21 protein-coding genes are annotated in these 22,209 nt (G+C 32.9%); 6 read left to right on the forward strand and 15 right to left on the reverse strand.

Going from position 1 to position 22,209, the window contains the following annotated elements:
- Positions 1-33: 33 nt before the first annotated feature.
- The 4 genes from ACIP9G_RS21610 to ACIP9G_RS21625 form a co-directional block, all read right to left on the reverse strand.
- The gene (locus tag ACIP9G_RS21610; protein WP_401022181.1) at positions 34-1,089 is read right to left on the reverse strand and encodes an ankyrin repeat domain-containing protein; all 1,056 of its coding nucleotides are present in this window, start codon (positions 1,087-1,089) and stop codon (positions 34-36) included.
- Between the two features lie 382 nt (positions 1,090-1,471).
- Positions 1,472-1,852, reverse strand: a complete 381-nt coding sequence (locus ACIP9G_RS21615) for an Imm10 family immunity protein (protein ID WP_401022183.1) — start codon at positions 1,850-1,852, stop codon at positions 1,472-1,474.
- A gap of 103 nt (positions 1,853-1,955) precedes the next feature.
- Positions 1,956-2,123, reverse strand: coding sequence for a hypothetical protein (locus tag ACIP9G_RS21620; RefSeq protein WP_401022186.1), 168 nt, complete (start codon positions 2,121-2,123; stop codon positions 1,956-1,958).
- 277 nt (positions 2,124-2,400) lie between these two features.
- Complete coding sequence (locus ACIP9G_RS21625; RefSeq protein WP_401022188.1) at positions 2,401-2,964, reverse strand: flavodoxin family protein; 564 nt, start codon at positions 2,962-2,964, stop codon at positions 2,401-2,403.
- Between the two features lie 117 nt (positions 2,965-3,081).
- Between ACIP9G_RS21625 and ACIP9G_RS21630 the strand changes: the two genes are divergently transcribed.
- Complete coding sequence (locus ACIP9G_RS21630; protein WP_401022189.1) at positions 3,082-3,975, forward strand: LysR family transcriptional regulator; 894 nt, start codon at positions 3,082-3,084, stop codon at positions 3,973-3,975.
- A gap of 212 nt (positions 3,976-4,187) precedes the next feature.
- Entirely contained in the window at positions 4,188-4,679 is a 492-nt protein-coding gene (locus ACIP9G_RS21635) for a hypothetical protein (protein ID WP_401022191.1), read from the forward strand.
- Between the two features lie 419 nt (positions 4,680-5,098).
- Here ACIP9G_RS21635 and ACIP9G_RS21640 read toward each other — a convergent pair whose 3' ends face one another.
- The 5 genes from ACIP9G_RS21640 to ACIP9G_RS21660 all read right to left on the reverse strand — a co-directional run bounded on the left by ACIP9G_RS21640 (position 5,099) and on the right by ACIP9G_RS21660 (position 8,909).
- The gene (locus ACIP9G_RS21640) at positions 5,099-6,142 is read right to left on the reverse strand and encodes a zinc-dependent alcohol dehydrogenase family protein (RefSeq protein ID WP_340823217.1); all 1,044 of its coding nucleotides are present in this window, start codon (positions 6,140-6,142) and stop codon (positions 5,099-5,101) included.
- Positions 6,143-6,386: 244 nt separating this feature from the next.
- The gene (locus ACIP9G_RS21645) at positions 6,387-6,620 is read right to left on the reverse strand and encodes a hypothetical protein (RefSeq protein ID WP_401022193.1); all 234 of its coding nucleotides are present in this window, start codon (positions 6,618-6,620) and stop codon (positions 6,387-6,389) included.
- Between the two features lie 24 nt (positions 6,621-6,644).
- Entirely contained in the window at positions 6,645-7,157 is a 513-nt protein-coding gene (locus ACIP9G_RS21650) for a hypothetical protein (protein ID WP_401022195.1), read from the reverse strand.
- Between the two features lie 763 nt (positions 7,158-7,920).
- Positions 7,921-8,598 carry a DDE-type integrase/transposase/recombinase gene (locus ACIP9G_RS21655; protein ID WP_401022198.1) on the reverse strand — a complete coding sequence of 226 codons (678 nt, stop codon included), beginning with the start codon at positions 8,596-8,598 and terminating at the stop codon, positions 7,921-7,923.
- Positions 8,599-8,648: 50 nt separating this feature from the next.
- Positions 8,649-8,909 carry a transposase gene (locus ACIP9G_RS21660; protein ID WP_401022201.1) on the reverse strand — a complete coding sequence of 87 codons (261 nt, stop codon included), beginning with the start codon at positions 8,907-8,909 and terminating at the stop codon, positions 8,649-8,651.
- A gap of 375 nt (positions 8,910-9,284) precedes the next feature.
- On the opposite strand from ACIP9G_RS21660, the gene ACIP9G_RS21665 reads away from it, so the two are divergent.
- Entirely contained in the window at positions 9,285-10,052 is a 768-nt protein-coding gene (locus ACIP9G_RS21665; RefSeq protein WP_401022203.1) for an ABC transporter ATP-binding protein, read from the forward strand.
- The gene (locus ACIP9G_RS21670) at positions 10,039-11,961 is read left to right on the forward strand and encodes an ABC transporter permease (protein WP_401022206.1); all 1,923 of its coding nucleotides are present in this window, start codon (positions 10,039-10,041) and stop codon (positions 11,959-11,961) included. The genes ACIP9G_RS21665 and ACIP9G_RS21670 overlap by 14 nt, the downstream gene beginning before the upstream one ends.
- A 690-nt stretch (positions 11,962-12,651) precedes the next feature.
- Here the strand turns inward: ACIP9G_RS21670 and ACIP9G_RS21675 are convergent.
- A complete protein-coding gene (locus ACIP9G_RS21675) occupies positions 12,652-13,236 on the reverse strand; it encodes a hypothetical protein (protein ID WP_401022209.1) in 585 nt (194 codons plus the stop codon).
- 643 nt (positions 13,237-13,879) lie between these two features.
- Here ACIP9G_RS21675 and ACIP9G_RS21680 point away from each other — a divergent pair.
- Entirely contained in the window at positions 13,880-14,515 is a 636-nt protein-coding gene (locus ACIP9G_RS21680) for a TetR/AcrR family transcriptional regulator (protein WP_401022211.1), read from the forward strand.
- 100 nt (positions 14,516-14,615) lie between these two features.
- Here ACIP9G_RS21680 and ACIP9G_RS21685 read toward each other — a convergent pair whose 3' ends face one another.
- A complete protein-coding gene (locus ACIP9G_RS21685) occupies positions 14,616-15,362 on the reverse strand; it encodes an SDR family NAD(P)-dependent oxidoreductase (RefSeq protein ID WP_401022213.1) in 747 nt (248 codons plus the stop codon).
- Positions 15,363-15,902: 540 nt separating this feature from the next.
- Between ACIP9G_RS21685 and ACIP9G_RS21690 the strand changes: the two genes are divergently transcribed.
- Positions 15,903-16,097, forward strand: a complete 195-nt coding sequence (locus ACIP9G_RS21690; RefSeq protein WP_401022215.1) for a hypothetical protein — start codon at positions 15,903-15,905, stop codon at positions 16,095-16,097.
- Between the two features lie 140 nt (positions 16,098-16,237).
- On the opposite strand, the gene ACIP9G_RS21695 is transcribed toward ACIP9G_RS21690, so the two are convergent.
- From ACIP9G_RS21695 to ACIP9G_RS21710, 4 genes are all read right to left on the reverse strand, one after another.
- Positions 16,238-16,684, reverse strand: a complete 447-nt coding sequence (locus tag ACIP9G_RS21695) for a hypothetical protein (protein WP_401022217.1) — start codon at positions 16,682-16,684, stop codon at positions 16,238-16,240.
- A 263-nt stretch (positions 16,685-16,947) separates the two neighbouring features.
- Positions 16,948-17,685, reverse strand: coding sequence for a hypothetical protein (locus ACIP9G_RS21700; RefSeq protein WP_401022220.1), 738 nt, complete (start codon positions 17,683-17,685; stop codon positions 16,948-16,950).
- Between the two features lie 251 nt (positions 17,686-17,936).
- On the reverse strand, positions 17,937-19,049 hold the full coding sequence (locus tag ACIP9G_RS21705) for a response regulator (RefSeq protein WP_401022222.1): 1,113 nt from the start codon (positions 19,047-19,049) through the stop codon (positions 17,937-17,939).
- Positions 19,049-22,105, reverse strand: a complete 3,057-nt coding sequence (locus ACIP9G_RS21710) for a hybrid sensor histidine kinase/response regulator (protein WP_401022224.1) — start codon at positions 22,103-22,105, stop codon at positions 19,049-19,051. Before ACIP9G_RS21710 ends, ACIP9G_RS21705 begins: the two co-directional genes overlap by 1 nt.
- Positions 22,106-22,209 lie beyond the last annotated feature (104 nt).

Raw genomic sequence — 22,209 nt, forward strand, 5'->3', positions numbered from 1 at the left:
ATGTTTTAGTGTTGTGCCATCGCCGTACTAAAGTTATCGCTTATATTCGGGCTGTTGCAAAGTTATAGGATTCAAATTACTGAGTACCCAGCACACTGCCAGTTCACACAGCCTCGCTGGTTCATCACGACCATGTCCATTGCGAAGTGCTTTTACTAATGCTTCTGCCTCCTGAAGTGCAGCATCATTTAATGGTGTACCCATGCTAAAGTAATGGTTTAGACTACTAAGCATTTTACGATATTGATTATCCCAATTGATTGCGCCGTTATTTAAAATTTCGTATGATACTTTACCAGTAATACGGATAACCTCACCTTGTACGGTCTTCGCCTGTCCTTGTGATGGAATTAATAAACTCCAAAGTTCATTATGTTGTGCTTGCCATCCCTTTGTAGTTACTTCTATTGGAGAGGCGCCATCGTGAGTATTTCGTTTCCCTACTGGAGTAACATCAAATAGCTCATATAGATGTAAAAGTCCCTCATCTGTTTGATTTAAGAAATCTTTATTAAAGCCCTCTCTATGAAATTCAAAGTCCGTTCCAATTCGTTTAATAGACTCTTTCATTTCCTGCGTTACTGTTACTCTAGCATTAAGCAAAATATCGGCAACTTTCGCCATATTGACGATATCAATATTTTTACATATTGCCAAAGCTTTTTCTAAGGGCGTCTGTTTCATCTTATTTTCTGCGCTACTATTTGCCCCGTTAGCAATCAGCGTGTGAACAGCATTTGGCTTAAAAGAAGCTGCAGCTGCAAATAAAGGTGTCTCATTTTGATAATCAAAGGCTTCTATATCTGCACCCAACTCAAGCAGCAATTCAATATTACCGCACCAACTTATTGCATGATTATGTAGAGCCGTTCTTCCGTATCTATCACTAGCATTTATATCAGCACCTTGTTCCACGAGCCAGCGAACCAATTCATCGGGTATATTGAAAAAGCTCAAGGCTGTTGATTTGCTGTAACCGCCACGAGCATCTAAATCGCATTTCATAAATACCTCTTTTAATGCTGATATATCCCCTGCTTCAATTAGTTCATCAAAATTTTTCGGTAAGGTCTTTTTCTTCTTGCCCATCTTGTTTTCTCTCCTTACGTCTGATTTTTCATTTTACTTTATCACTAAATTTTACCACTTATTCATTTCTTGTCTATTTCCTGCACCCATGAGTATAGTGTCATAAGAAGGTGCTAAGCTCTACCTTCAAGCCTCTACAAAGTTATAGTTTAGAATATATTTATAAGGAGAGATTTCTTATAAGAGGAAAAGGTGGGGAGTACATGAAGCGTGGATATGGTTTATACGAAGGTCTCTGATTTTAACTTATGCCAACATAATACTTCTTCTTCAAATCAGTTAACTGCTAGTATAATTAATCGATATTTCAATGAGATTATTAATGATCTCTTTCATCGCTGTACCAATAAACGTCAATACATCTTCAATTGAAGGCTTAACTCTACTTAACCTCAATTATTATGTCTTGATTTACATTTAGCTTTTGAATGTGACTTATTAAGATTTTGAATTCTTTTTCATCTATATCATATTCAATATCAATGGAATCAGATACGCCAAGTGAACTTGCAGTATCTTTTGATAAAAAGATTGAAATAAACTTTCGACTAAGTATTATCCTTAATATCTCCCCATACGCTGATCTATTTTCACTATTAATAGTAATATGAACGTTATTTAAGACGGGTATGTCTTCAATCCATAATGACTTTTGAAATAGCACATATTCCTTTGTCTCAAATTCATCATCTGCAAATCCAATTAATACGGTCTCGTCGTCAATACTAAAATAAACAAATGATGCTTTTAGTAAAATTGACATTCAGTTACCCCTCTCTCCCCGATAATGCCCTTTCAAAAAATGTTCCCGAAATATCCTATATATCCATTTTTAATTATCAAATCACAAATTCGACCTTCTATCTTTAGATAAATCCATCTTCGGGTTCACCAACTTCAAATCCTACCACTTTTGTCGCTTCCAATTTAAACCTTTCTATCCAAGAGCTCCAGTCATTATGATTCATCTCTGCATAAAATGATAACCCACTTGGTTCTACTGAGTTCACCTCATTTGCTATATATTTTCTCAAAATGCTACTTCATTTTTAAAAATTCACTTCGTAACAAGATTTTACCACTTAACATATCTTTCAGGCATCTGACAGTTATCCTCTCTATTTAAATTTGAATAATTGACTAACATCAGCTCAACTGCCATTATTTTGACTAAACTTACGAAGCCAAAGTTTACAGCAGTTTGAGCTATGAATCTGCCTAAATCATTTGAAATGGTAGTTCAAACTAAACTATCTACACTTTATTAAGAGTACTAATCCACTTTAAATGAAGTTTATATATTTGCTTCATTTACTCCCCTTCCTTATAAAGCAGTGACTTTATATTTTCATTCAACAAAGCAGCTTGTGATAATGCGTATTTATCATCCATGATTTCGCCAGGTTTATTTGCTTCCCCAATAATATATGACCATAATGACATTTCTAAAAATTCAAATGTGTATTGAAACTGCTGAATAAGTGGTAAGCCCTTGATTCTCGGTTTATCACCACCTACGATTACGACGATTGTTCGTATTTTTTTTAATCGTTCTTTTAAATCAGGGAAACGATTATCTCGTATTGATTGGCTAAATCGATCAACCATGTTTTTCATTATTCCCGACATGCTGTACCAATATATTGGCGTTGCAAAAATTACAATGTCGCTATTTTGTAATTCCTCAATCACATTATCATAATCATCTTTAATTACTTGAAATCCATCTTTTGTATGACGTAAATCTTCAATTGGTCTAATATCTAAATCTTTTAAATAAATTTTTTTATGCGTAATATCTTTTAGTACTATATCTGTTAATAGCTCACTATTTCCGCCATTCCTTGAACTTCCAATAAAAGTTACAATTTTCATGTGTCATACCCCTATCTATCCTTATTTAATAATTGTAGTATATAATTACGTAACTTATCGATAAAGCTGAATAAACCGATTGAATCAATCGTAAATTTCGATTTAGAGGTGAAAAAGATGGAAATTAAACATTTACAAACATTCTTAACCGCAGCAAAGACGTTAAACTTTACTCAAACTGCCAAAATATTAGATTACGCACAGTCAAGTATTACCGCACAAATAAAATCATTAGAAGATGAGTTAGGAACAACATTATTTGAGCGATTAGGCAAACGAATATACCTTACAAAAGCAGGAATAGAATTAACACAATATGCCGAAAAAATAATTCAGCTTGACGAAGAAATGCGGTATGCAGTAACAGGTGATAGCGAATTAAACGCATTTTTAACAATAGGTGCTCAAGAAAGTCAATGCACATATCGACTACCGAGAATACTAAAGGCATTTAAGCAGCTACATCCTCAAGTGGAACTAATCTTTAAACCAGTCCATGCGAGTGAAATTGCAAAGAACCTACTCCAAACTGATCATTTAGACTTGGCATTCATCACCGATACTCGAAAGATAATGTCAACACTCTATACTGAAACGTTACTAGAAGAGGATTTAGTGTTAGTTGTATCCCCAACCCATCATTTGAATCATACAGAAAAGCTATCATTAGAAGAAATAGCACAAGAAACGATATTATTAACTGAAAAAGGCTGTTCTTACCGAACACAATTTGAAAATAAGTTACAGCAAGAAGGCATCTTTCCAAGGCATATCATTGAATTTGTCAGTATAGAAGCTATAAAACAATGTGTTATAGCAGAATTAGGTATTTCTCTACTTCCTAAAATGGTAGTAGAAAAAGAGCTTATTAGTGGAACACTAATAGAACTACCAATCGCTTTAAACTTAAACCCAATTTATACAGAAATAGCTTGGCACAAGGATAAAAATATACCGCCTTACTTAAATGATTTTATTCAAATTGTTCGCCAAGAATATAAAAGCTTCTAAAAAATTAGGTTAGATTCTAATTGCTCTGCTAGTTAAAAGTTACTCAAAGTACCGTAATCATTTGAAACTACTAGAAAAAGAATCTGTTTAGTAATTAGATAGTGTTCTTAATAACCTTATTCACGAAAAGACGTGGAAAAAAGAAAAGGGGTGCTTGAAGCAACCTTGAAAAATAAGTTGTAACGACAAGCTCATGAATGGAGATAGGATATTTGGACGAAAAAAACGGATATATGGAAACATATTTTAATACAAAGGATATTGCAAAACGCAATACTTTATTAAAGCAATTAGTCTTTGACTTGCCTGAGGATGGAAAGGACTTTTTCCTAAAAGCCTTTAAAAAAGAACGATATTTGGATATGCGGCTTACTGCCATTCGAGGATATGCTGCCTTTGCAAGCGAAGAAGAGGTTGCCCTTTTGATGAATAAGATGTTGGAAATCTTAAAGAAGCGTCCAGACAGTACACCATATAATTATCAGGAATATGAAATCTTAAGGTCAGCTTTTTTGTTACCCTACCTGCTAGAAAAATATCCTTATGACTGTTTTAAACAATTTAATGAACAGTTAGAGAATCAGTACAATGCCATGCCCGAAGTTTTCAAAGGCATTTTCACATGTGACGATAAAGGTGAACATATCCAACTAATACCCCCAGCAGTTGTACGAAAAAAGATTGAACATTTCCTGCATGGGTGAACAAAGGTACTAATAATTAGTGCTTCGAGCAATCTTTTTTGACATCCCGTTCGTATTATACGCTATCACTTGATATCCGATTACTTCAATAGAAATTCCTTATTGCGCCTATAAGGTGCGTTAGGACTTGCATGGATGACTTATCTGCATCTATGCAAGTCCTTTTTAATTCGTTCTCACAACTGCCCATGTACGTGTCACCTTTTACTCCACTACCTACCGACGGCATACATGGTTTCATATTTTTATACACTTATATACGGTGTTTATTAAACTGTTATATCTAGCTTGAAATGCTAATTTAGAAGAATGCTTCTTTTTATATTTATTTAAGCACCTTGTAGGCACCTTTTTTCTATACTTTTAATCCAAATTTATGGAGCTTGTCCCCGCTGAGGACTTTTTATGTTAATTCTCGATTATTCAAAATCTATAATGATCTTTAATGCATTCTCTTTCGCGGCATTAGCGAATGTTTCGTATGCTTCAATCATTTTTTCAAATTTGAAACGATGTGTTGCTAATCCCTCTGGCTTAATTTTCCCTGTTTCCAAAGTTTTAATTAGCATTGGCGTTGTGCTTGTAGACACTAAGCCTGTGGAAATTGTAACGTTCCGAATCCATAAATCTTGTAATTGTAGATCGACAGGTTTGCCATGTACACCTACGTTTGCTAAACGTCCTCCAGGTGATAAAATACGTTGGCAAATATCGAATGTTGCAGGATAGCCCACCGCTTCGATCGCGACGTCCACGCCACGACCATCCGTAATGTCAAAAATTTTATCAATTGCAGCTTGTGCATCACGTGAATTGATTGTATCAGTCGCACCGAATTTCTTGGATTCTTCTAAACGGTTATCGTCGAGATCTATCATAATGATTTTAGAAGGAGAATAAAATTGCGAAGTTAATAATGCAGACATACCGATTGGACCAGCACCTACAATGGCTACTACATCACCAGGTGAAACTTGACCATTTAATACACCAATTTCCAAACCTGTTGGTAAAATATCAGAAATCATGACAGCAGCATCATCTGAAATCCCTTTAGGTATGTGGTAAAGAGAATTATCTGCATGTGGTATATGAACATATTCTGCTTGAGTACCATTGATTAAGTGACCTAAAATCCAGCCACCGTCTTCACAATGTGCATATAATGATTTTTTACAATAATGACATTTACCACATGAAGTCACGCAAGAAATAATGACCCTATCGCCCACTTTGAAGTTTGATACGCCTGCGCCTACCTCTTCTACGATTCCGATACCTTCATGACCTAAAATTGTCCCCTCTTTAACGGCAGGTACATCGCCGCCTAAAATGTGTAAGTCCGTACCACAAATTGTTGTTTTCACAAGACGAACGACTGCATCGCCGTCTTTCACTACACGTGGTTTTTCAACTTCACGCAATTCCTTTTTACCTGGTCCCGCAAATACTAATGCTTTCATTTAGAATGTCTCCTCTCTCAATAGATTTTGATTAGGCTTATAAAATCCTAATTCACCATAAATATAATTAATTTTTCAGAAAACGTCAATCGTTTGGACACTTTTAAATTAATTTTCATAACATCATATAAAGCCTAACAAAATAAGCTTCCTTACATGGCATCATATATACCAAGTAAGGAAGCTTTCATCTTCTCATTATGTTCATTTTAAATAGGGGATGGAAGCATGACCTCTACGCAGTCTATTTTACCCAAACTTTATATCTTCTATCATTATCTATTGTCATTTCTGCAAAAACTCTGAATTCATTCATCTGAGCAAGTCTAAATGCTAATGAATAAGCTATTTTATAATCTGGTGTGTCATAACCATCATACAGTCTTGCATACATTTCATTTCCTATTGAATCGGCCCATACATCTGCTTCGTATAAACTATCGAATATAATATTTTCTCGTTTCCATCTAAGTGTCATCTTTTATCCTTCTATCTAGTAAATTTATTTTACTGCACATTCAAGGAAAATCAGTGTAGTATTTTTAACACCGTTAATCGCGGTAGGGTTAAGCGCAAACCAGTTAAAGTTAACTATATCACCCGATTTAAGAGCATAATTTTCACCTAATACCTGATAATTTTTCATACTACCATGAAAACTATAATTCGGACTTTCATAGTGAGGCGCGTATGGTGGATTAATTCGAACACCATTTACAGATGCGCTCATACTTACATTTACTCCAGGTCTGAATAGTTCATAAGCACTTGGTCTTATGTAAAATCCCCATTGTAGTGAACGATTAATTGAACTAGCGTTTGTTTGTATTATCACATAAGAGCGTCCATCAGAACTACTGAAGGTTCCTGAGCAAGCACGCACATCATCATCATACCCCAAGGGTTCTATTAAATAACCAGTATTAATAGCCGAAACGGATTCTAGCTGGGAAGAAGAAAATGTTAATATTAAAACTAGTGAAAAAGTAATAATAGACATTAGCAGTTTTTTCATAAAAATCCTCCACTAGTTTTGTTGTTCCAACACAGTATGAATTCACTAAATATTACAACAAAATCTCGATAAATATTACTAACCTGTAAATTTTTCTACTAAAGAAGATAGCATAGAAAATTGAAAGAAAGTAGCCTAAACGGGTGTATTATATTTGCTTCAAATAACTAGGTCAGTTCAGGAAAACTAGTCTTTAGTCAATATCATCCCTTCTTCAATAAATTTTGCTCACTGATGATATGTTTCTAATTCTTCCAGCGTCGATCACTTTATTTACTACTTTAGGACGATCCATTCCAAACGGATTGAAAAAAATGAGGGTATACATCATTCTCTTTTTTAAAAAGGTCTAATTCTTCATTTTAAACTTCTTAGTGTAGTAGCCCCTCATGCCGAAAAAGTTAGACTCCAATACCCCCCCTGACTAAGATTGTCCCCTCTTTAACAGCAGGTACATCACCTAAGATATGTACGCCCAAACCGAACAACTGCATCACTATCTTTCACTACACATAATTTGTCTACTTCAGGAGATTTTCTTTTTTCCTGGTCCTGCAAATAACATCACTTTCATTTAGAATTCTCCTTCCTAATAGATTTGTAGATTTAATATACTTTGAATATAATTAATTATTCAGAAAACGTCAATCATTTGGACATTTTTAAATTAACTTTTACAACATCATATAAAGCCTAACAAAATAAGCTTCCTTACATGGCATCATATATACCAAGTAAGGAAGCTTTCATCTTCTCATTATGTTCATTTTAAATAGCGGGTAGAAGCATGACCTCGCAGCAGTCGATTTTCCGTACCCGTTAAAAACGGCACAATTGCTTGTAAACATTCCTCATCATACAAATAATCTTTATAAACAATTGGTGGTAGTAACAATTCGTTTTCTTTACTTGCTTTTTTGCAGCGCTCAATAAACGCTGGTTGTAGGCTTGTATACAATACAACTGGCATAGCAAATTGGGCATACGCTTTCTTTAGTGCCTCCACAACTAAGCTTTCGCTAACTGATCGATCAAAGCTAAAGCCTATTAACTTCTTTGTATGTACATCTATAATAGATGCCATATAAACCCACCCTTGATGCCACGTTGGTACATAACTTATATTGACTACCCACTTTTCGTTCGCTTCTGTTGTTTCAAGTCCCATATTTACTATTGGCTCCTGCACTTCTACTACTTGTGCTTCCTTAGCTTTTTTTAACACCCGCTGCACTTTCCGCAAACTCCCCTGAAAGCCTCGCTTTTTTAATCTGTCATATAGCTGTGCACCATTGTAAAGTTGTCCATCTTCAATAAAAATCTGTTCAATTTCCTCTAATAATACCTCTGATGCTGACTTTGTAGGTACTGTTACATTTTTTTGCAATGCGCTGTAATAAGAGCTTTTCGGCAAGCCTAGTAGCTCACAAAGTACTTTCACAGCATATTTTTCACTTTCTCGTTCTATATAGTCAATTATATCTGTTTCAGCTATTTGGTTGCGAATATGGTTATAGCCTTTTTTAAAATATCTACTTCCTGCTTTAAACGCTCGTTTTCTTTTTGCACGCTTAATACCTCTGCCTTTGTCATGTCGACCATCCCATCAACAGGTGCATATAGTTTAATCCATTTATAAATCGTCACTTCTGATATACCATATTCGCTTGATAATTTACTTACAGCGGTGCCGAGGCGATATTGTTTAACAATTTCTAATTTAAAATCTGGTGAATATAGTTTTTTCCCCACTGTGAGCCCCCTCATTTTCTATTTATCATAGTACCTAGTCATATTTATGTCTAGATAAAATAATGGCCACCGTTTAGTTTGTCTTCCATTTATTCTTATGATATTTTAATCCCTATTTTGGAAGCCGTATTAAAATTAAAAACCGTCATTCTAAAGCTTATCGAAGGTTTTATTTAACCATACAGCAAACTAACTCCTCTTTCTCTTCAAACTGTGAATAATAAGCTAACTCTTTAACAATTTAAGGTTTTGTTAAGGTCGAATTAAGGTTTAACTAAAATGTATGTAATGTTGAAAGTGTATTCTAACTTTTGTAGACAAAAATTAGATAACAAATATGCAAAAACTATTAGTCTACAAGGAGAAAATACAATTATGAAAAAAATCTTACAAGCAAAAAATGTTCAGAAAGAATTCGGTTCTAAAGATAATGTATATAGAGCATTACAAGATATTAACTTAGAAATTAATGAAGGTGAATTTGTAGGGATCATGGGCCCTTCTGGAGCTGGAAAATCTACTTTATTAAATATTTTTTCAACTATTGATATTCCATCATCAGGAGACATCATTATTGATGGTAAAAAAATTATGATGATGGACGATGAACAATTATCAGATTTCCGTCGCGATAAATTAGGATTTATTTTCCAAGATTACAATCTACTTGATACATTAACGGTGAAGGAAAATATTTTACTTCCGCTAGCACTTGCTAAAGTGCCAGAAAAAGAGATTGAAAAACGCGTCGATCATATTGCAGATTCATTTGGCATTCGTGAAATTTTAAATAAGTATCCGTATCATATTTCCGGTGGACAAAAGCAACGTGTAGCTGCATCCCGGGCAATTGTAGCAAGTCCAAGCTTGATTTTAGCGGATGAACCAACAGGAGCTTTGGATTCAAAATCCGCAACTAATTTACTTGAAAGCCTCAGCATTTTAAATAAAAAAAATAATACAACTATCATGATGGTGACACATGATGCATACGCTGCTAGCTTTTGCAAACGAGTGATATTTATTAATGACGGAAAACTTTACAAGGAACTTCATAAAGTAGAGAAAACACGTAAAGCATATTTCCAAGACGTCTTAGATGTACTCGCTTCTCTCGGAGGTGGTCATAGTGACATTATTTAATATCGCTCAAAAAAATATGAAGAATAATTTCAGTAACTACTTTTTATATTTCGCATCCATGATTTTTAGTATTGTGATTTATTTTACATTCGTTTCTTTAAAATATGATAAAACAATCTTAGCTACTTCTGAAGGTTCACCAAAAATTAGCGCAGCGTTTAGTGCTGCGTCTGTTGTATTAATGATATTCGTAGCCATTTTTATTTGGTATTCAAATTCTTTTTTTACACGAAAACGGAAAAAAGAAGTTGCACTTTATTCGTTACTTGGTGTTCGTAAAAAACAAATTGGCAAGATGTTGTTTTACGAAAACTTTACATTAGGAATTATTGCACTTGCAATCGGAATAGCTCTTGGATCAATACTTTCGAAGTACTTTGTATCCCTATTAATGAAGGTAATGGGACATGATACCTTGGTGAACTTTTCAGTTTCCTTTGCAGCGATTGTTAACACAATCATTGTATTTATGATTATTACTTTATTCACATCATTTCAAGGATACAGAGTTATTTACCGTTTTAAACTAATTGATTTATTTCAGGCAGAAAAACAGGGTGAGCCAGAGCCGAAAGCATCGTTTTTCTTAGCATTATTGTCCATTCTTCTTATTGGTATAGGATACTGGATTGCTTTACAAAATTTAGTGACATCAAGTATTTGGAAAACGCTTGGTATGGCAATTACCCCTCTCATTATCTTAGCAACTGTCATCATAGGTACGTATCTCCTATTCAATTCAGTAACTGTTTATCTGTTAAAATTGGCTAAAAAAAATAAAAAGAGTTACTGGAACGGCATTAATATTATTGGGATATCACAGCTCTTATATCGAATTAAGGGCAACGCTCGAACTTTAACAATAATTGCAGTATTAAGTGCTACAACATTATCTGCAGTTGGAACGTCCTATAGCTCATATTACAACAACAGACATAATACACAGATCGCAAATCCAAACAGTTTCATGTTTACTGTGACCGACAATACCGTATCTAATAAGGTAAAGGAAACGATTTCTAATGATATTGATCATCAGATTATGTACCATGAAACGATTCCTACAATTGAAGTAAATGTAGATACTACAAATTTGTATAATTATGGTGATATGCCCTATACGCTTATTTCTGCAAGTGATTTTAACAAATTAGCTAATAATCAGAATCGAAAGGATTCTCTTTCATTAAAAGGAAATCAGGCTACTGCCTTAGATGCGGCATACATGGAAGGCTATTCACCCAAATATATAGGTACTGAGGTGTCTTTTAAAGTCAATGAGTTTGAACAAAAAATAGCATTTACTGATTTAAAGAAATATAGCGTATTAAACTCCAATACCGTTTTTAATGTCATTGTAGTCAGTGACGAGTTATTTACTGAATTAGTAAAAGTAGCTCCCCCTCTGGACATGGAGGTTTATAAAATCAAAAATGAAGATGATGCAGAGAAATTAACAAATGAAATAAAGTCCTTTTTACCTGACGAAGCTAAATTCTCAAATTTTTATTCAGATTACTCAAGTGGTTTAGAAACTTCAGGTTTAATGATTTTCATGAGTGGTTTTCTAGGTCTAGTTTTCTTAGCAGCAACAGGTAGTATCATTTACTTTAAGCAATTAACAGAAGCTACATCAGATAAAGGACGCTACGAAATTTTACTAAAAATTGGTGTAAAGAAAAAAGAAATTTACAAATCCATAGCCAAGCAAAATTTGTTTATTTTCGCTATACCATTACTTGCTGGAATTGCGCATAGTGCTGTTGCCTTAACAGCTTTATCAAACTTATTGCAAACCAATTTAGTCGTTCCTGTTGCTATATGTATTGGTGTATACACAGGTGTTTACATTATCTATTACTTTTTAACTGTAAAAACTTACTATAAAATAGTATTAAAAACTAAGTAAATTACTTGAATATTGAGTGAAAAAAATAATTTACTTTTAATTGTTTTATAGTTTTCAAATTTTGTATAGTGTTGTTTTAATTGAGTGACTGTGGTGCTCCCTTACCTACAGAAAATGCTTTCTAAAACAATTCTTACGAAAAAGTAAGAGAGAAGAACTAAGCTTTGTATGAACCTTGAAAAGAGAACAAATCAAAAGAGCACGTTTTGAAAAAAGATTAATCAAAACATGCTCTTATTTAGTATGCCAAATTAAATTCTATATAGAAAAATTTGATTATAATCCCTGTTGCATTTCAATCCGAAAGCATAGAAAGCATAGGATATTATGAATATTGGGTAGTCCTTAATTTTTTGATTTTCTTTTTAAAGAAAACCACCCATTAATTGAGTAGGAAAAAGAGTATCTGAATAGCTCAACACCTTTCCTCTAAGCATCCGTTAGTTAAACTATAATTCTTCACAAATTCTTCATTTCCAATAAGTAATGGATACCCTCATTTGTTAATTTTCTCCTATTGTTCAGTAAATCAGTTATTGCTCGTAGTTTCTTTCACAATCATTCTCTCCATCCAATCTGCAATAATTCTTATTTCTTAATTCTTATTTTCCTTATCATTATTATGATTTTACTTTAAGTCATAAAAAAACGCTCTCTATAGAATTCTATAGAGAGCGTTTAAAGTTAGTTTTAGATATTTCCTGATACCTTATACATATTTGGTAAAGCTCTAAGTGCATATGGACTGATAATCCCCATTCCACCTGGTTTATATCCTAAGTTTAATCCCGAACCGTAATAGTAACTCTGCCAAACTAACTTACTGCAGTATGTTTCTGATTTGTCTGCATAAGTTAATCCTGCAACAGAGAAGATTGAATATGGAGCTATGTAAGATGTATCAGTTCCATAATAACGAATAAAATCCATTGATTTTTGTCCAGCTTGTTGAGCCGCAGTTTGATTGGTATGTCTCCAAACCTCTGTAACTGGGTATCTAGTTTCCCATTGGGTTAAAGTTATTTTTTGTATTGGTTGATTTGGACCTGGAATATGTACAGCATACAAATTCCCATCAGCAGATCTACCTACTATTCCTGCATGGCCAGTAAACCCCCATGAACTTGTACTAGTAGTAAACAAAATATCGCCTTCTTTATAACTTGAAGCTTCAGCAGATACAGTTGAAAGCATAAATGCCAGAAATGCAAAGAAAAGAGCAACCAATAATAGCTTTATTTTACCTTTTGAATTATTTAGTTCTAAAATTCCCAATATTATCTCCTCCTATTATTAATTTGTAATTCGAATAATAGATTAATATAAATTTGCTACAGATTGAATAGATAATTATCATTAAATGATAATTTTCGTAGACTTATTTAGTTAACAAATTATGTATTTAACAAAAAGGTCATATTCCCTATCCATAAATGTGAAATAACACTAATTTACTGTAAAACTTCTATTAAATTAATTTAGTTAGTTTTAATAGTTTTAAAAAAATCAAGTATTCCTTCATCATTGGATTATTATGCATATATAGCCATTTAGTAATAATTGGATTTTTATATCCCCAAGGTCAGGATCTGAAATAGTAACGGCCCGTAAATATAGTAGAGAGTTTGGATTCACACTGACTTCATTTTGACATACATAAGTAATTGTCTTTTTTATCGTTACTATGCATAATTGTAGTAACGAGGTATTATTTTTTGGAATAATACAAGTCCATCGACTAGCGGAGGTTGATGAGGTATATTATGTAAAGTAGCTACTGAACAATTTTTCTTAATACACATAAAAATAAACATTAAGATGTCCTAATAATGTAATTGAAGAGCATCGTTGTGATGTGGGAATTCAATAATATTAAAAAAATTCAAAACATAATCATATAGTAAAGGGATAGAAATTCATGACAAGACAAAAAATTGATCCACGTGTAATTAGAACTAGAAGGTTATTAAAGCAGGCATTAATTGAACTAATGGAAGGACAAGCCTTTGAGGAAATTAAAGTACAAGATATTTCTGACCGAGCAACAGTAAAACGTGTTACCTTTTATCTTCACTATAAAGATAAGAATGAGCTTATGGTACAATGTATCGATGAAATTTTAAGTGACTTGCGTGAAAAAGTAAGTGTCAAAATATCACTTTTAGATAACTTTGATTATTTAGAAAAATACCCTCATCCAAGTTTTGTTCAATTATTTCAACATATTGCAGACAATTTCTCATTTTATAAAGCCTTCCTAGTTACTAACCGCATTCCTTATTTAGCTTCGGGACTTTTAGAAATAATACATGAGTTTGTTTCTGAAGGGATTAACCAAATCGAACCTAATGAGCAAAATCTTACAGCTAAAAGAGATTTAATAATCAAATATGTGGAATCTGCCTTTTTGGAAGTTATTATATGGTGGATTAAAAATAACCTACCTTATTCAGAACATGAAATGGCATTTCAATTAATGAATTTGTCTATTAAAGGACCTTACAAACATAATCCTCTGAAAAACAGAGACGAATCGCTCACTGAAAATGAGTAAAATAAAAAGCCGCTCAACTATATGATCGACTTTTTACTTGATTTGTAGTTTATAAAATAATTATTGTTTTTCTATTAGCACATGTGGCACCAGCTTTATATTAAATGGCTGTCCAACCTCCATCAATAACTAATTCCGCTCCGGTCATGAAACGTGATTCATCAGATGCAAGGAATAGTACTCCGTAAGCAACATCTTCTGGGTTTCCGAAATAAGGAAGCTGAGTGAACGTTTGATAGAATGGTAATGCGTCCTTAAAGGAATCAGCAGTCATAGGTGTCTCAATAATACCAGGGTGAACGGAATTTACTCTTATTTTATCTTTTCCATATTCTACAGCAGCTGATTTAGATAAAGAGCGTAATGCCCCTTTTGCAGCTGTGTATGGACTTGATCCAGCCATACCCACTATCCCACCAATAGATGAAATATTAATTAAAGAACCCCCACCGGCTTTTTGCATCTCTGGAATTACATATTTCATCCCAAGTACACAGCCGTTTAAATTAATATCCATTACTTTGTTCCATTCATCCATTTCCATTTGAGTCATCGTTTTTGGACTGGCTACTCCAGCATTATTGACTAGTACATCTACCTTACCGTAATGGTTTATAGCTTCCTGAATAACATTTTTCCACTCTTCCTCAGAAGTAACATTATGCTTTAATCCAATTGCATCTCCGCCGTTTTCTTTAATTTCACTAATTACCTCTTTTAATAAATCATCTCTAATATCCGTTGCGACTACTTTTGCTCCTTCACTTGCGAAAAGCTTAGCTTCCGACGCTCCCATCCCTAGTGCTGCACCAGTGATAATTGCTACTTTACCTGTTAAACGTCCCATTTTAATCATCCTTTTCAAAATTATATATTCTTCTCAAACTTTTAAAAAATAGCTTCTACAAAAATACTTCATGTATACCTAGGATATTTATATTATACATTACATATATATATATTGTGAAGTTATTTACACCATGTTAATTAAATATTATTTTGAAACATGATTATCGACCACCGATATAAGTGACGTATTGAAATGAAAAAGACGGTATAGTTATGTCTTTCGAAATCAATAAAGAAACCTTAATTAAAATCAATGGGGAAAACTTCTTGATTAAGTTCCAAACGTCGTTAATAATTACTTTGAACATCAAGCATTTCAAAACTAATCACTCAATCGAGTAACTTTTTTCATTTGATTAAATCAGTAATTTATTTGGAAAATAGTTAAATAAACAAATAAAAACTTTTGTAATTATTATATACCTTGGTATATAATAATTCTATGACTACCCTATGATTGTTCTGTACTCAATCTGTTTAATTTTAGCAGTAGTGAACATTGTTCTATACTTTATCAAGAAAAGAGGTGACTAATTATATGGCTGAGCAAAAAACAACAGACGCACAAAAAAAGGCTACACAGGCATATCGAGAACGCAATAGAGAAAAGACACGTAAACAGTCCGCTAAAAGTGCAGCTAAAACATACATTAATAAATATTGTGGATTAGATGATTTAAATGAATTAAAAAAGCTGATCGAGGAACGTGAAAAGGAATTGCAAAATGAATAATCAAAAAGGACCAGGTACTCACATGAGCGCCTAGTCTTTATTTTGATGACTTATATGATAGATTTTTGTTTGAAACCTAATCATAAAAGCCACACTCAAATAAATGAACGTGGCTTTTATTGTTATAGCAAATCCTTATTTTAGTTAACAAATGTAGAAATCTTTCCACTATATGTAGCTAAATAACCCTTTCCCGCTGGCACTGCTCCTTGTAATTTTAGATTTCCACTATATAAATAGCCATCAATCCATTTTTCGTAAGGATACAATGTTGGGATAGAGCTATTAAATGTATAGTACACTTGGTGCGATGCATCTGCATAAAGATAAAAACCTCGTGGATTAATATCAGATTTAGTGATTGTCTCTGATATGATTTCCCCATCTTCATATTCTTTATTGATGTCAAAACCAAGAGGTAGTTCTGTTACTGGTTCAGATACTGGATCCGTTACTGGTTCTGTTACTGGTGTAAATTTCTCACCATCGTTAAAGCTTGTTTCTTCGGTAGCTATAGAGATTCCTGAAAATGCAAAAAATCCAAAAACTAATGTTAACGTACACAACAAAATACTTAGTCTCTTCATTTCCTTCATCATCTCCTTTATAATATAAATCAATTTGATTATAAATAGTAATCACATGATTTTCAATATTTTTTCGCAATTCAGACTACTATAATTAATTTACTATTAGCTAGTGGTATATTCTTGAAATAAGCAAGTCCAAGCTCAATATTAATTGAGTACTTAAGTTTTTATAAGCGGCTTGGATTACCATCCCATCCCAATTTGCCTAAAAGATAATATAAAAAATAGCCAATTGCCATATTTCGGCAGTTGGCTATTTTTTATACAAGCACTAACGTTCCTTTATTTACTTCCATTTCTTTCTGAGATAGGTTCTTATTGATAATCTCTGAACTTACAAACACATGATTCGTAATTAAGAAAGTTAACAGCGTTTTTAAGATGATGATTTTCTTTATGCCCTGTTGTAAAATAACTATCTTTGAAAATTGTAATGTTGCCATACGGTTCGCCAATATATACTCTTGGGCACAGGTAATCTCCTTCCCATTTGGGTGACAGCCTAAAGTAAAATTGCCAGCGTATGAATCTTTCAATACATTAGGATGCATAGATTGATAATGTACCTCAGTAATTGAGTCCTCATCTTGCATTAGTTGATGTGCCACTAAATAATGTTTTAATGCACCTTTTAAGTCAATCGCAATTGCAGTGTCTGCCAAAATCGTACGATAGTATGCAAGCACAACTTCTGCTTTACCTAAATATGGTTTCACCTCTACTACTATTTCACCAGAAGGATGTACAAATAGCTCTAAAATTGTTTCGTTTATATCATCCGTTAACGTGATAGTGGTTTGCCCATATTGCATACTTTTAAAAAATATTCTACTGTCGACTATGTACCCAGCAATAATTTGTTCATTTTCAATTCGCATGGATTTCGCTACAATTCCTAAGACTTTTACAGAATTATGTATTAAGTAAACATTTTGCTGAAATGAGGTTTTCATACAATGCAAATTAACGATACGATTTTCTAGCAATTTTTTCAACATTTGCTCCCTCTCCAACCTTTTAATTAATCATGAACCTATTTTAAAAGGCTTTGTTGAACAATTTCTGAACAATTCAACAATTTTCGAGTATTTTTGACAAAAAAGCAACGATTAGGTCGTTTAAAAAATTAAAATCAACTTTTTTTCATATACAAGTATTTTATTAATTCAACCTTACCTTTTTTTCAGTTCTATTTTAACAAAGTGAAAAAGTGAGCAATGAAGATGAAAGCAATGATTTGCGTAACTTTCTATACGCGTATCATGTATTCAGCATACATACTCTTAATATTATCTGGCACTGGCACGCCTAACTCTTCCTGTAACTTTTGCTGGATCATATCAAAACATTGTGTACAATCTTGTTTTTTATTTTTCTCGATTAAAAATTGCAAGAGCAAAAACATGTATTGTTCATTAAATTCATCGATCTCTAGCATCTTTTGTAGGCAATTTAGTTTTAGCAATGGATTAATTTCATTCGTATGAGCGATATACATTTCTAATAAATGTAATACGCTTTGTTTTAAGCGAAGTTGTATTTGAATCGCCCAATGATATTCTTCCTCCGCTAAAAAATCATCTTCATAGCAATTTAATAATTGTTGCATTGCTTGTTCATCATAATGCTCTCTTTCTAACAACTGTAATAGTTCCTCATAATCACTAGCAATTTCGATATTTAATTGATAATGATTATTTACTAATAGAATCGGATTTTCACTACCATTTTGCTTCAAAATTTTGCGTAATTGATAGATGGATGTATGTAAATTAGCCCCAGCTTTCTCTATCTCTGCTTCTGGCCATAATTCTTCCATAATTACAGTATTTAATAGCGGCTTATTTCGATTAAACCATAAATATAAAAACAATTCCTTTACTTTTCTTGTACGCCATTTCACAATTTGCTGTTGAACATCTAATAGACGAAAGCTACCAAAAGTATGTGCATACATATGTAATTCATTTTTTTTAGATTGCATTTCTTGCCGTAGACTAAATACTTGCTGTGCTTTTGTCACTGCCTTCAATAAACGGTTTTCTCGAACTGGCTTTAATAAATAATCTGTTGCTTCTATATCAAAAGCATCTACAGCAAACTTCGCATGGGCTGTCACAAAAATAATTTGCATATTTGGATATTTAACTAGTAACTTTTTGGCAACTTGCAACCCATGAACGTCAATCATCTCCATATCTAAAAAAACGACATCTACTCGTTCTTTTTCAAAAAGTGCAAATGCATCCCTTACATTTGTATACGTACCTTTAATGCAAAACGTAAATTGTGTAAGCTTTTCTAGCATAATTCTTAACACATCTATTGCCATTTTTTCATCATCAATTATGACTATATTCACTATGCATCACCTTCTGGTAATAGAATAATAACAGTAGTTCCTTTACCTTCTTCACTATATATACGCAAACTGGCATTTTTAATAAGCTTAAATTTTTTCAACGGATTCGTAAATCCAATACGTGAGTTTTCTTCATTTACTAATCGTTGCAACTTTTCTTCTGAGATACCGATCCCGTTATCATAAATTTTTATACGTATAAATTGACCTTCTCGTTGCACACTCACCTCTATAGTACCACCTTCTTTTTTCTTCGAAATTCCGTGAAAAACTGAATTTTCAACTATAGGCTGAATTGATAATGCTGGAATCAAAGATTGAATGGATTCATCAATATCATATGCAACTGTAAGACGATCACCAAAGCGCATTTTTTCAATATAGAGATATGCTTTTACAAGGTCTATTTCATCTTCTATAGAAACCATGCTGTTACGATAATGGACATTCAGCTTGGCACGGAAATAAGTTGCTAAACTGTATAACGCCTCTCGTGTATTTTCTATATCTGTATAGCTTAAGCCGATAATAGTATTAAGTGTATTGTAGACAAAATGAGGAGTTACTTGCGCATATAAATAATTCATTTCATCCTCAATCGCATCAATGGAAGATTGACGAACTGCTAGTAATGATTGAATACGCACTAGTAATTCATCCATCGCAATCGGTTTTGGCAGATAATCATTTGCCCCAACTTGTAAAGATAACACTAAATCTGAATGCTGCATAATTGCTGTTAAAACAATAATCGGTAATTCCAACATATCGTATTGTTTTCGTACTTGTTTGCATAATTCATAGCCTGACATACCATTCATCATTAAGTCGACTAACATGCAATCTACTTTATGTTTCTTTATATAATCCATCGCATCAAACCCATTATCTACCCCAATAACGGTATAGCCTTTTTGAATTAATGCGTCCACTAGTACTTTTATATTCACATGATCATCATCAACAACGAGTATGGATTTGTCATTACCTTTATGCAATAATGGTAAATTTAGCTGTAGTATAGTATTTTCTGCTCGATTGCCCATCTGTTTTTGTGTTTCAATATCTAGTTTTTCGTGTGTGGCAAGCGGCACCGTAAAAGTAAAAATGGTTCCAACACCTAATGTACTTGTTACATGAATTTCCCCATTTAACTGTTCTACTATATTTTTTGAGATACTTAATCCTAACCCAAGTCCCCCACTATTTTTACCTTTCTTTACTTGATAAAAGGAATTAAAAATTCGATCTAAGTCTTGTGAAGGTATACCAATTCCAGTATCGCTTACTTGTATTTCCATATAATCATCACGTACACTAGCTAAGACTGTAATTTGTCCATGTTTTGTATGCTGCAGAGCATTGTAGAGTAAATTATAAAGCACTTGTTTCAATCGTAATTCATCTGTATACATATGGGGTAAATTTGAATCTACTACACTCATTAATCTTATGGTTGTATCACTCGACATTAAACTACGAATTTCCTCTATTACTTCATTAATTACGCTTATCGGAACAACACGAGGCATAACACGAACTTCTTCAGTCATATGATTCGAAGAAATTAATAAATCCTCTACTAAATAACCTAAACGTTGTGCGACACTATGTATTAAAATGACATTTTCTTGTTGCTCACGCTTTAATGGTCCTTGTACACCTTCCATTAACGACTTAGATATATTTAAAATGCCATTTAAAGGTGTACGTAATTCATGAGACGTTTTCAACAAAAACTCATCTTTCATTTGATTATGCATCAATAGCTCTTCCGATAACGCTTGAACTTTCTTAAAAGATGTATTTGCTCGAAAACTAAGCAGAGATGCAAAACTATATAGTGTAAAAATAAACAATAATTGTTCACTATAAACTATAGGTATATCAAAAATATAATACATTACGATTAAAAAAGTATAACAAGTAAGAGATACTAAAAGAATTAGAATATAACGTGAACCTTCTACACCTTTCATAAGCACACGTAATAGCACAAACACATTATAAAGCCCAACAGGAATAAAAATTACTGCAAAGATTATTTTTGAAAGAACTAGATTTTCTATTGGTATAATCATACTATTTTTTGTAATCGGGTTGTAAATCCCATAGATCAAAAAAAGAAAACCTAATAAAATACTAATAATATAAATTGCTTTTTTCCTCATAAACTCCGGATACAAATAATAGAGAAAAAATGCTAAACAAGCATCGACAAGTGGTAAAATCCCTAATTGCAAACGCAATTGTTCATTTATATTTAAATAAGGGAAAATTAGTAAAAATATTTTTTCATTAGTAAACGACATGTACAGTCCGAATAATATAGTGAATAACCCCAAAAACAATTCTTCTTTACGTTTCCGATTTTGACTATACGATATAATATAAATGGCACCGAATACAATATAACCAATACATACAAACGATTCTGCTAAAATTTTCATGCTAAAATCTCTTTGAATCGCTTCCTTTGTTCCAACCTCAATAGGAAAAGTAATACCAGCTTTTGGATAATTATAATTTCCGACATGAATTACAATATCAAGCATTTGATTCTCACTTTTTGCAAACACCGTATATTTATCATCATTTTCGAACTTAAAGTCCTTTAAGGTTTCACTCGGATTCCCCATACCACCTACAACTTCTCCATTTATGAAAACACGGTTAGATTGGTGAATTGAACGAATGTATAATCCATATTCCCCTTCAATTGGTACATTTATCTTAACATGATATGTTCCTACAGTAAGTCCTTCCTCATTTGGCTCTACAAAACTATTCCAGGTAGACGGAACCTCAATTAGTATTTTTGCGCTCTCATACGCATCAAATGAATCACTTGACGATATTAAGATATTTGGATAGAACGACCATTCTCCATCTAATTTTAAAAGAGTATTTTCTTGTAGTTCTTTTTCTTCAATCGTAACTATCCCATTTTGCGCAATCTGCTGACTACTACTAACAAAATAATCTCCATTGCCAACAAAATATACGATAATAAATAGCATGATAATGGTCACAGTAATGCTAATATTTTTTTTCACTATCACGCATCCCCTACTTGAACACAATTATTTATAGCATCAAACTATCAGTTTGTTAAAATTAAATCCATTAGGCAATATGACTTTCACCTGTATTTCTATTA

Source organism: Lysinibacillus sp. NPDC093197 (genome assembly GCF_044754025.1).
In the GTDB taxonomy this organism is placed as follows: domain Bacteria; phylum Bacillota; class Bacilli; order Bacillales_A; family Planococcaceae; genus Lysinibacillus.

Excerpts from the sequence above, each read along its gene's own strand:
- ACIP9G_RS21630 (WP_401022189.1), top strand. The coding sequence starts at position 3,082 with ATGGAAATTAAACATTTACAAACATTCTTAACCGCAGCAAAGACGTTA.
- ACIP9G_RS21680 (WP_401022211.1), top strand. The coding sequence starts at position 13,880 with ATGACAAGACAAAAAATTGATCCACGTGTAATTAGAACTAGAAGGTTA.
- ACIP9G_RS21615 (WP_401022183.1), bottom strand. The coding sequence starts at position 1,852 with ATGTCAATTTTACTAAAAGCATCATTTGTTTATTTTAGTATTGACGAC.
- ACIP9G_RS21685 (WP_401022213.1), bottom strand. The coding sequence starts at position 15,362 with ATGGGACGTTTAACAGGTAAAGTAGCAATTATCACTGGTGCAGCACTA.
- ACIP9G_RS21690 (WP_401022215.1), top strand. The coding sequence starts at position 15,903 with ATGGCTGAGCAAAAAACAACAGACGCACAAAAAAAGGCTACACAGGCA.
- ACIP9G_RS21665 (WP_401022203.1), top strand. The coding sequence starts at position 9,285 with ATGAAAAAAATCTTACAAGCAAAAAATGTTCAGAAAGAATTCGGTTCT.
- ACIP9G_RS21640 (WP_340823217.1), bottom strand. The coding sequence starts at position 6,142 with ATGAAAGCATTAGTATTTGCGGGACCAGGTAAAAAGGAATTGCGTGAA.
- ACIP9G_RS21700 (WP_401022220.1), bottom strand. The coding sequence starts at position 17,685 with ATGTTGAAAAAATTGCTAGAAAATCGTATCGTTAATTTGCATTGTATG.
- ACIP9G_RS21625 (WP_401022188.1), bottom strand. The coding sequence starts at position 2,964 with ATGAAAATTGTAACTTTTATTGGAAGTTCAAGGAATGGCGGAAATAGT.
- ACIP9G_RS21645 (WP_401022193.1), bottom strand. The coding sequence starts at position 6,620 with ATGACACTTAGATGGAAACGAGAAAATATTATATTCGATAGTTTATAC.
- ACIP9G_RS21650 (WP_401022195.1), bottom strand. The coding sequence starts at position 7,157 with ATGAAAAAACTGCTAATGTCTATTATTACTTTTTCACTAGTTTTAATA.
- ACIP9G_RS21610 (WP_401022181.1), bottom strand. The coding sequence starts at position 1,089 with ATGGGCAAGAAGAAAAAGACCTTACCGAAAAATTTTGATGAACTAATT.
- ACIP9G_RS21695 (WP_401022217.1), bottom strand. The coding sequence starts at position 16,684 with ATGAAGAGACTAAGTATTTTGTTGTGTACGTTAACATTAGTTTTTGGA.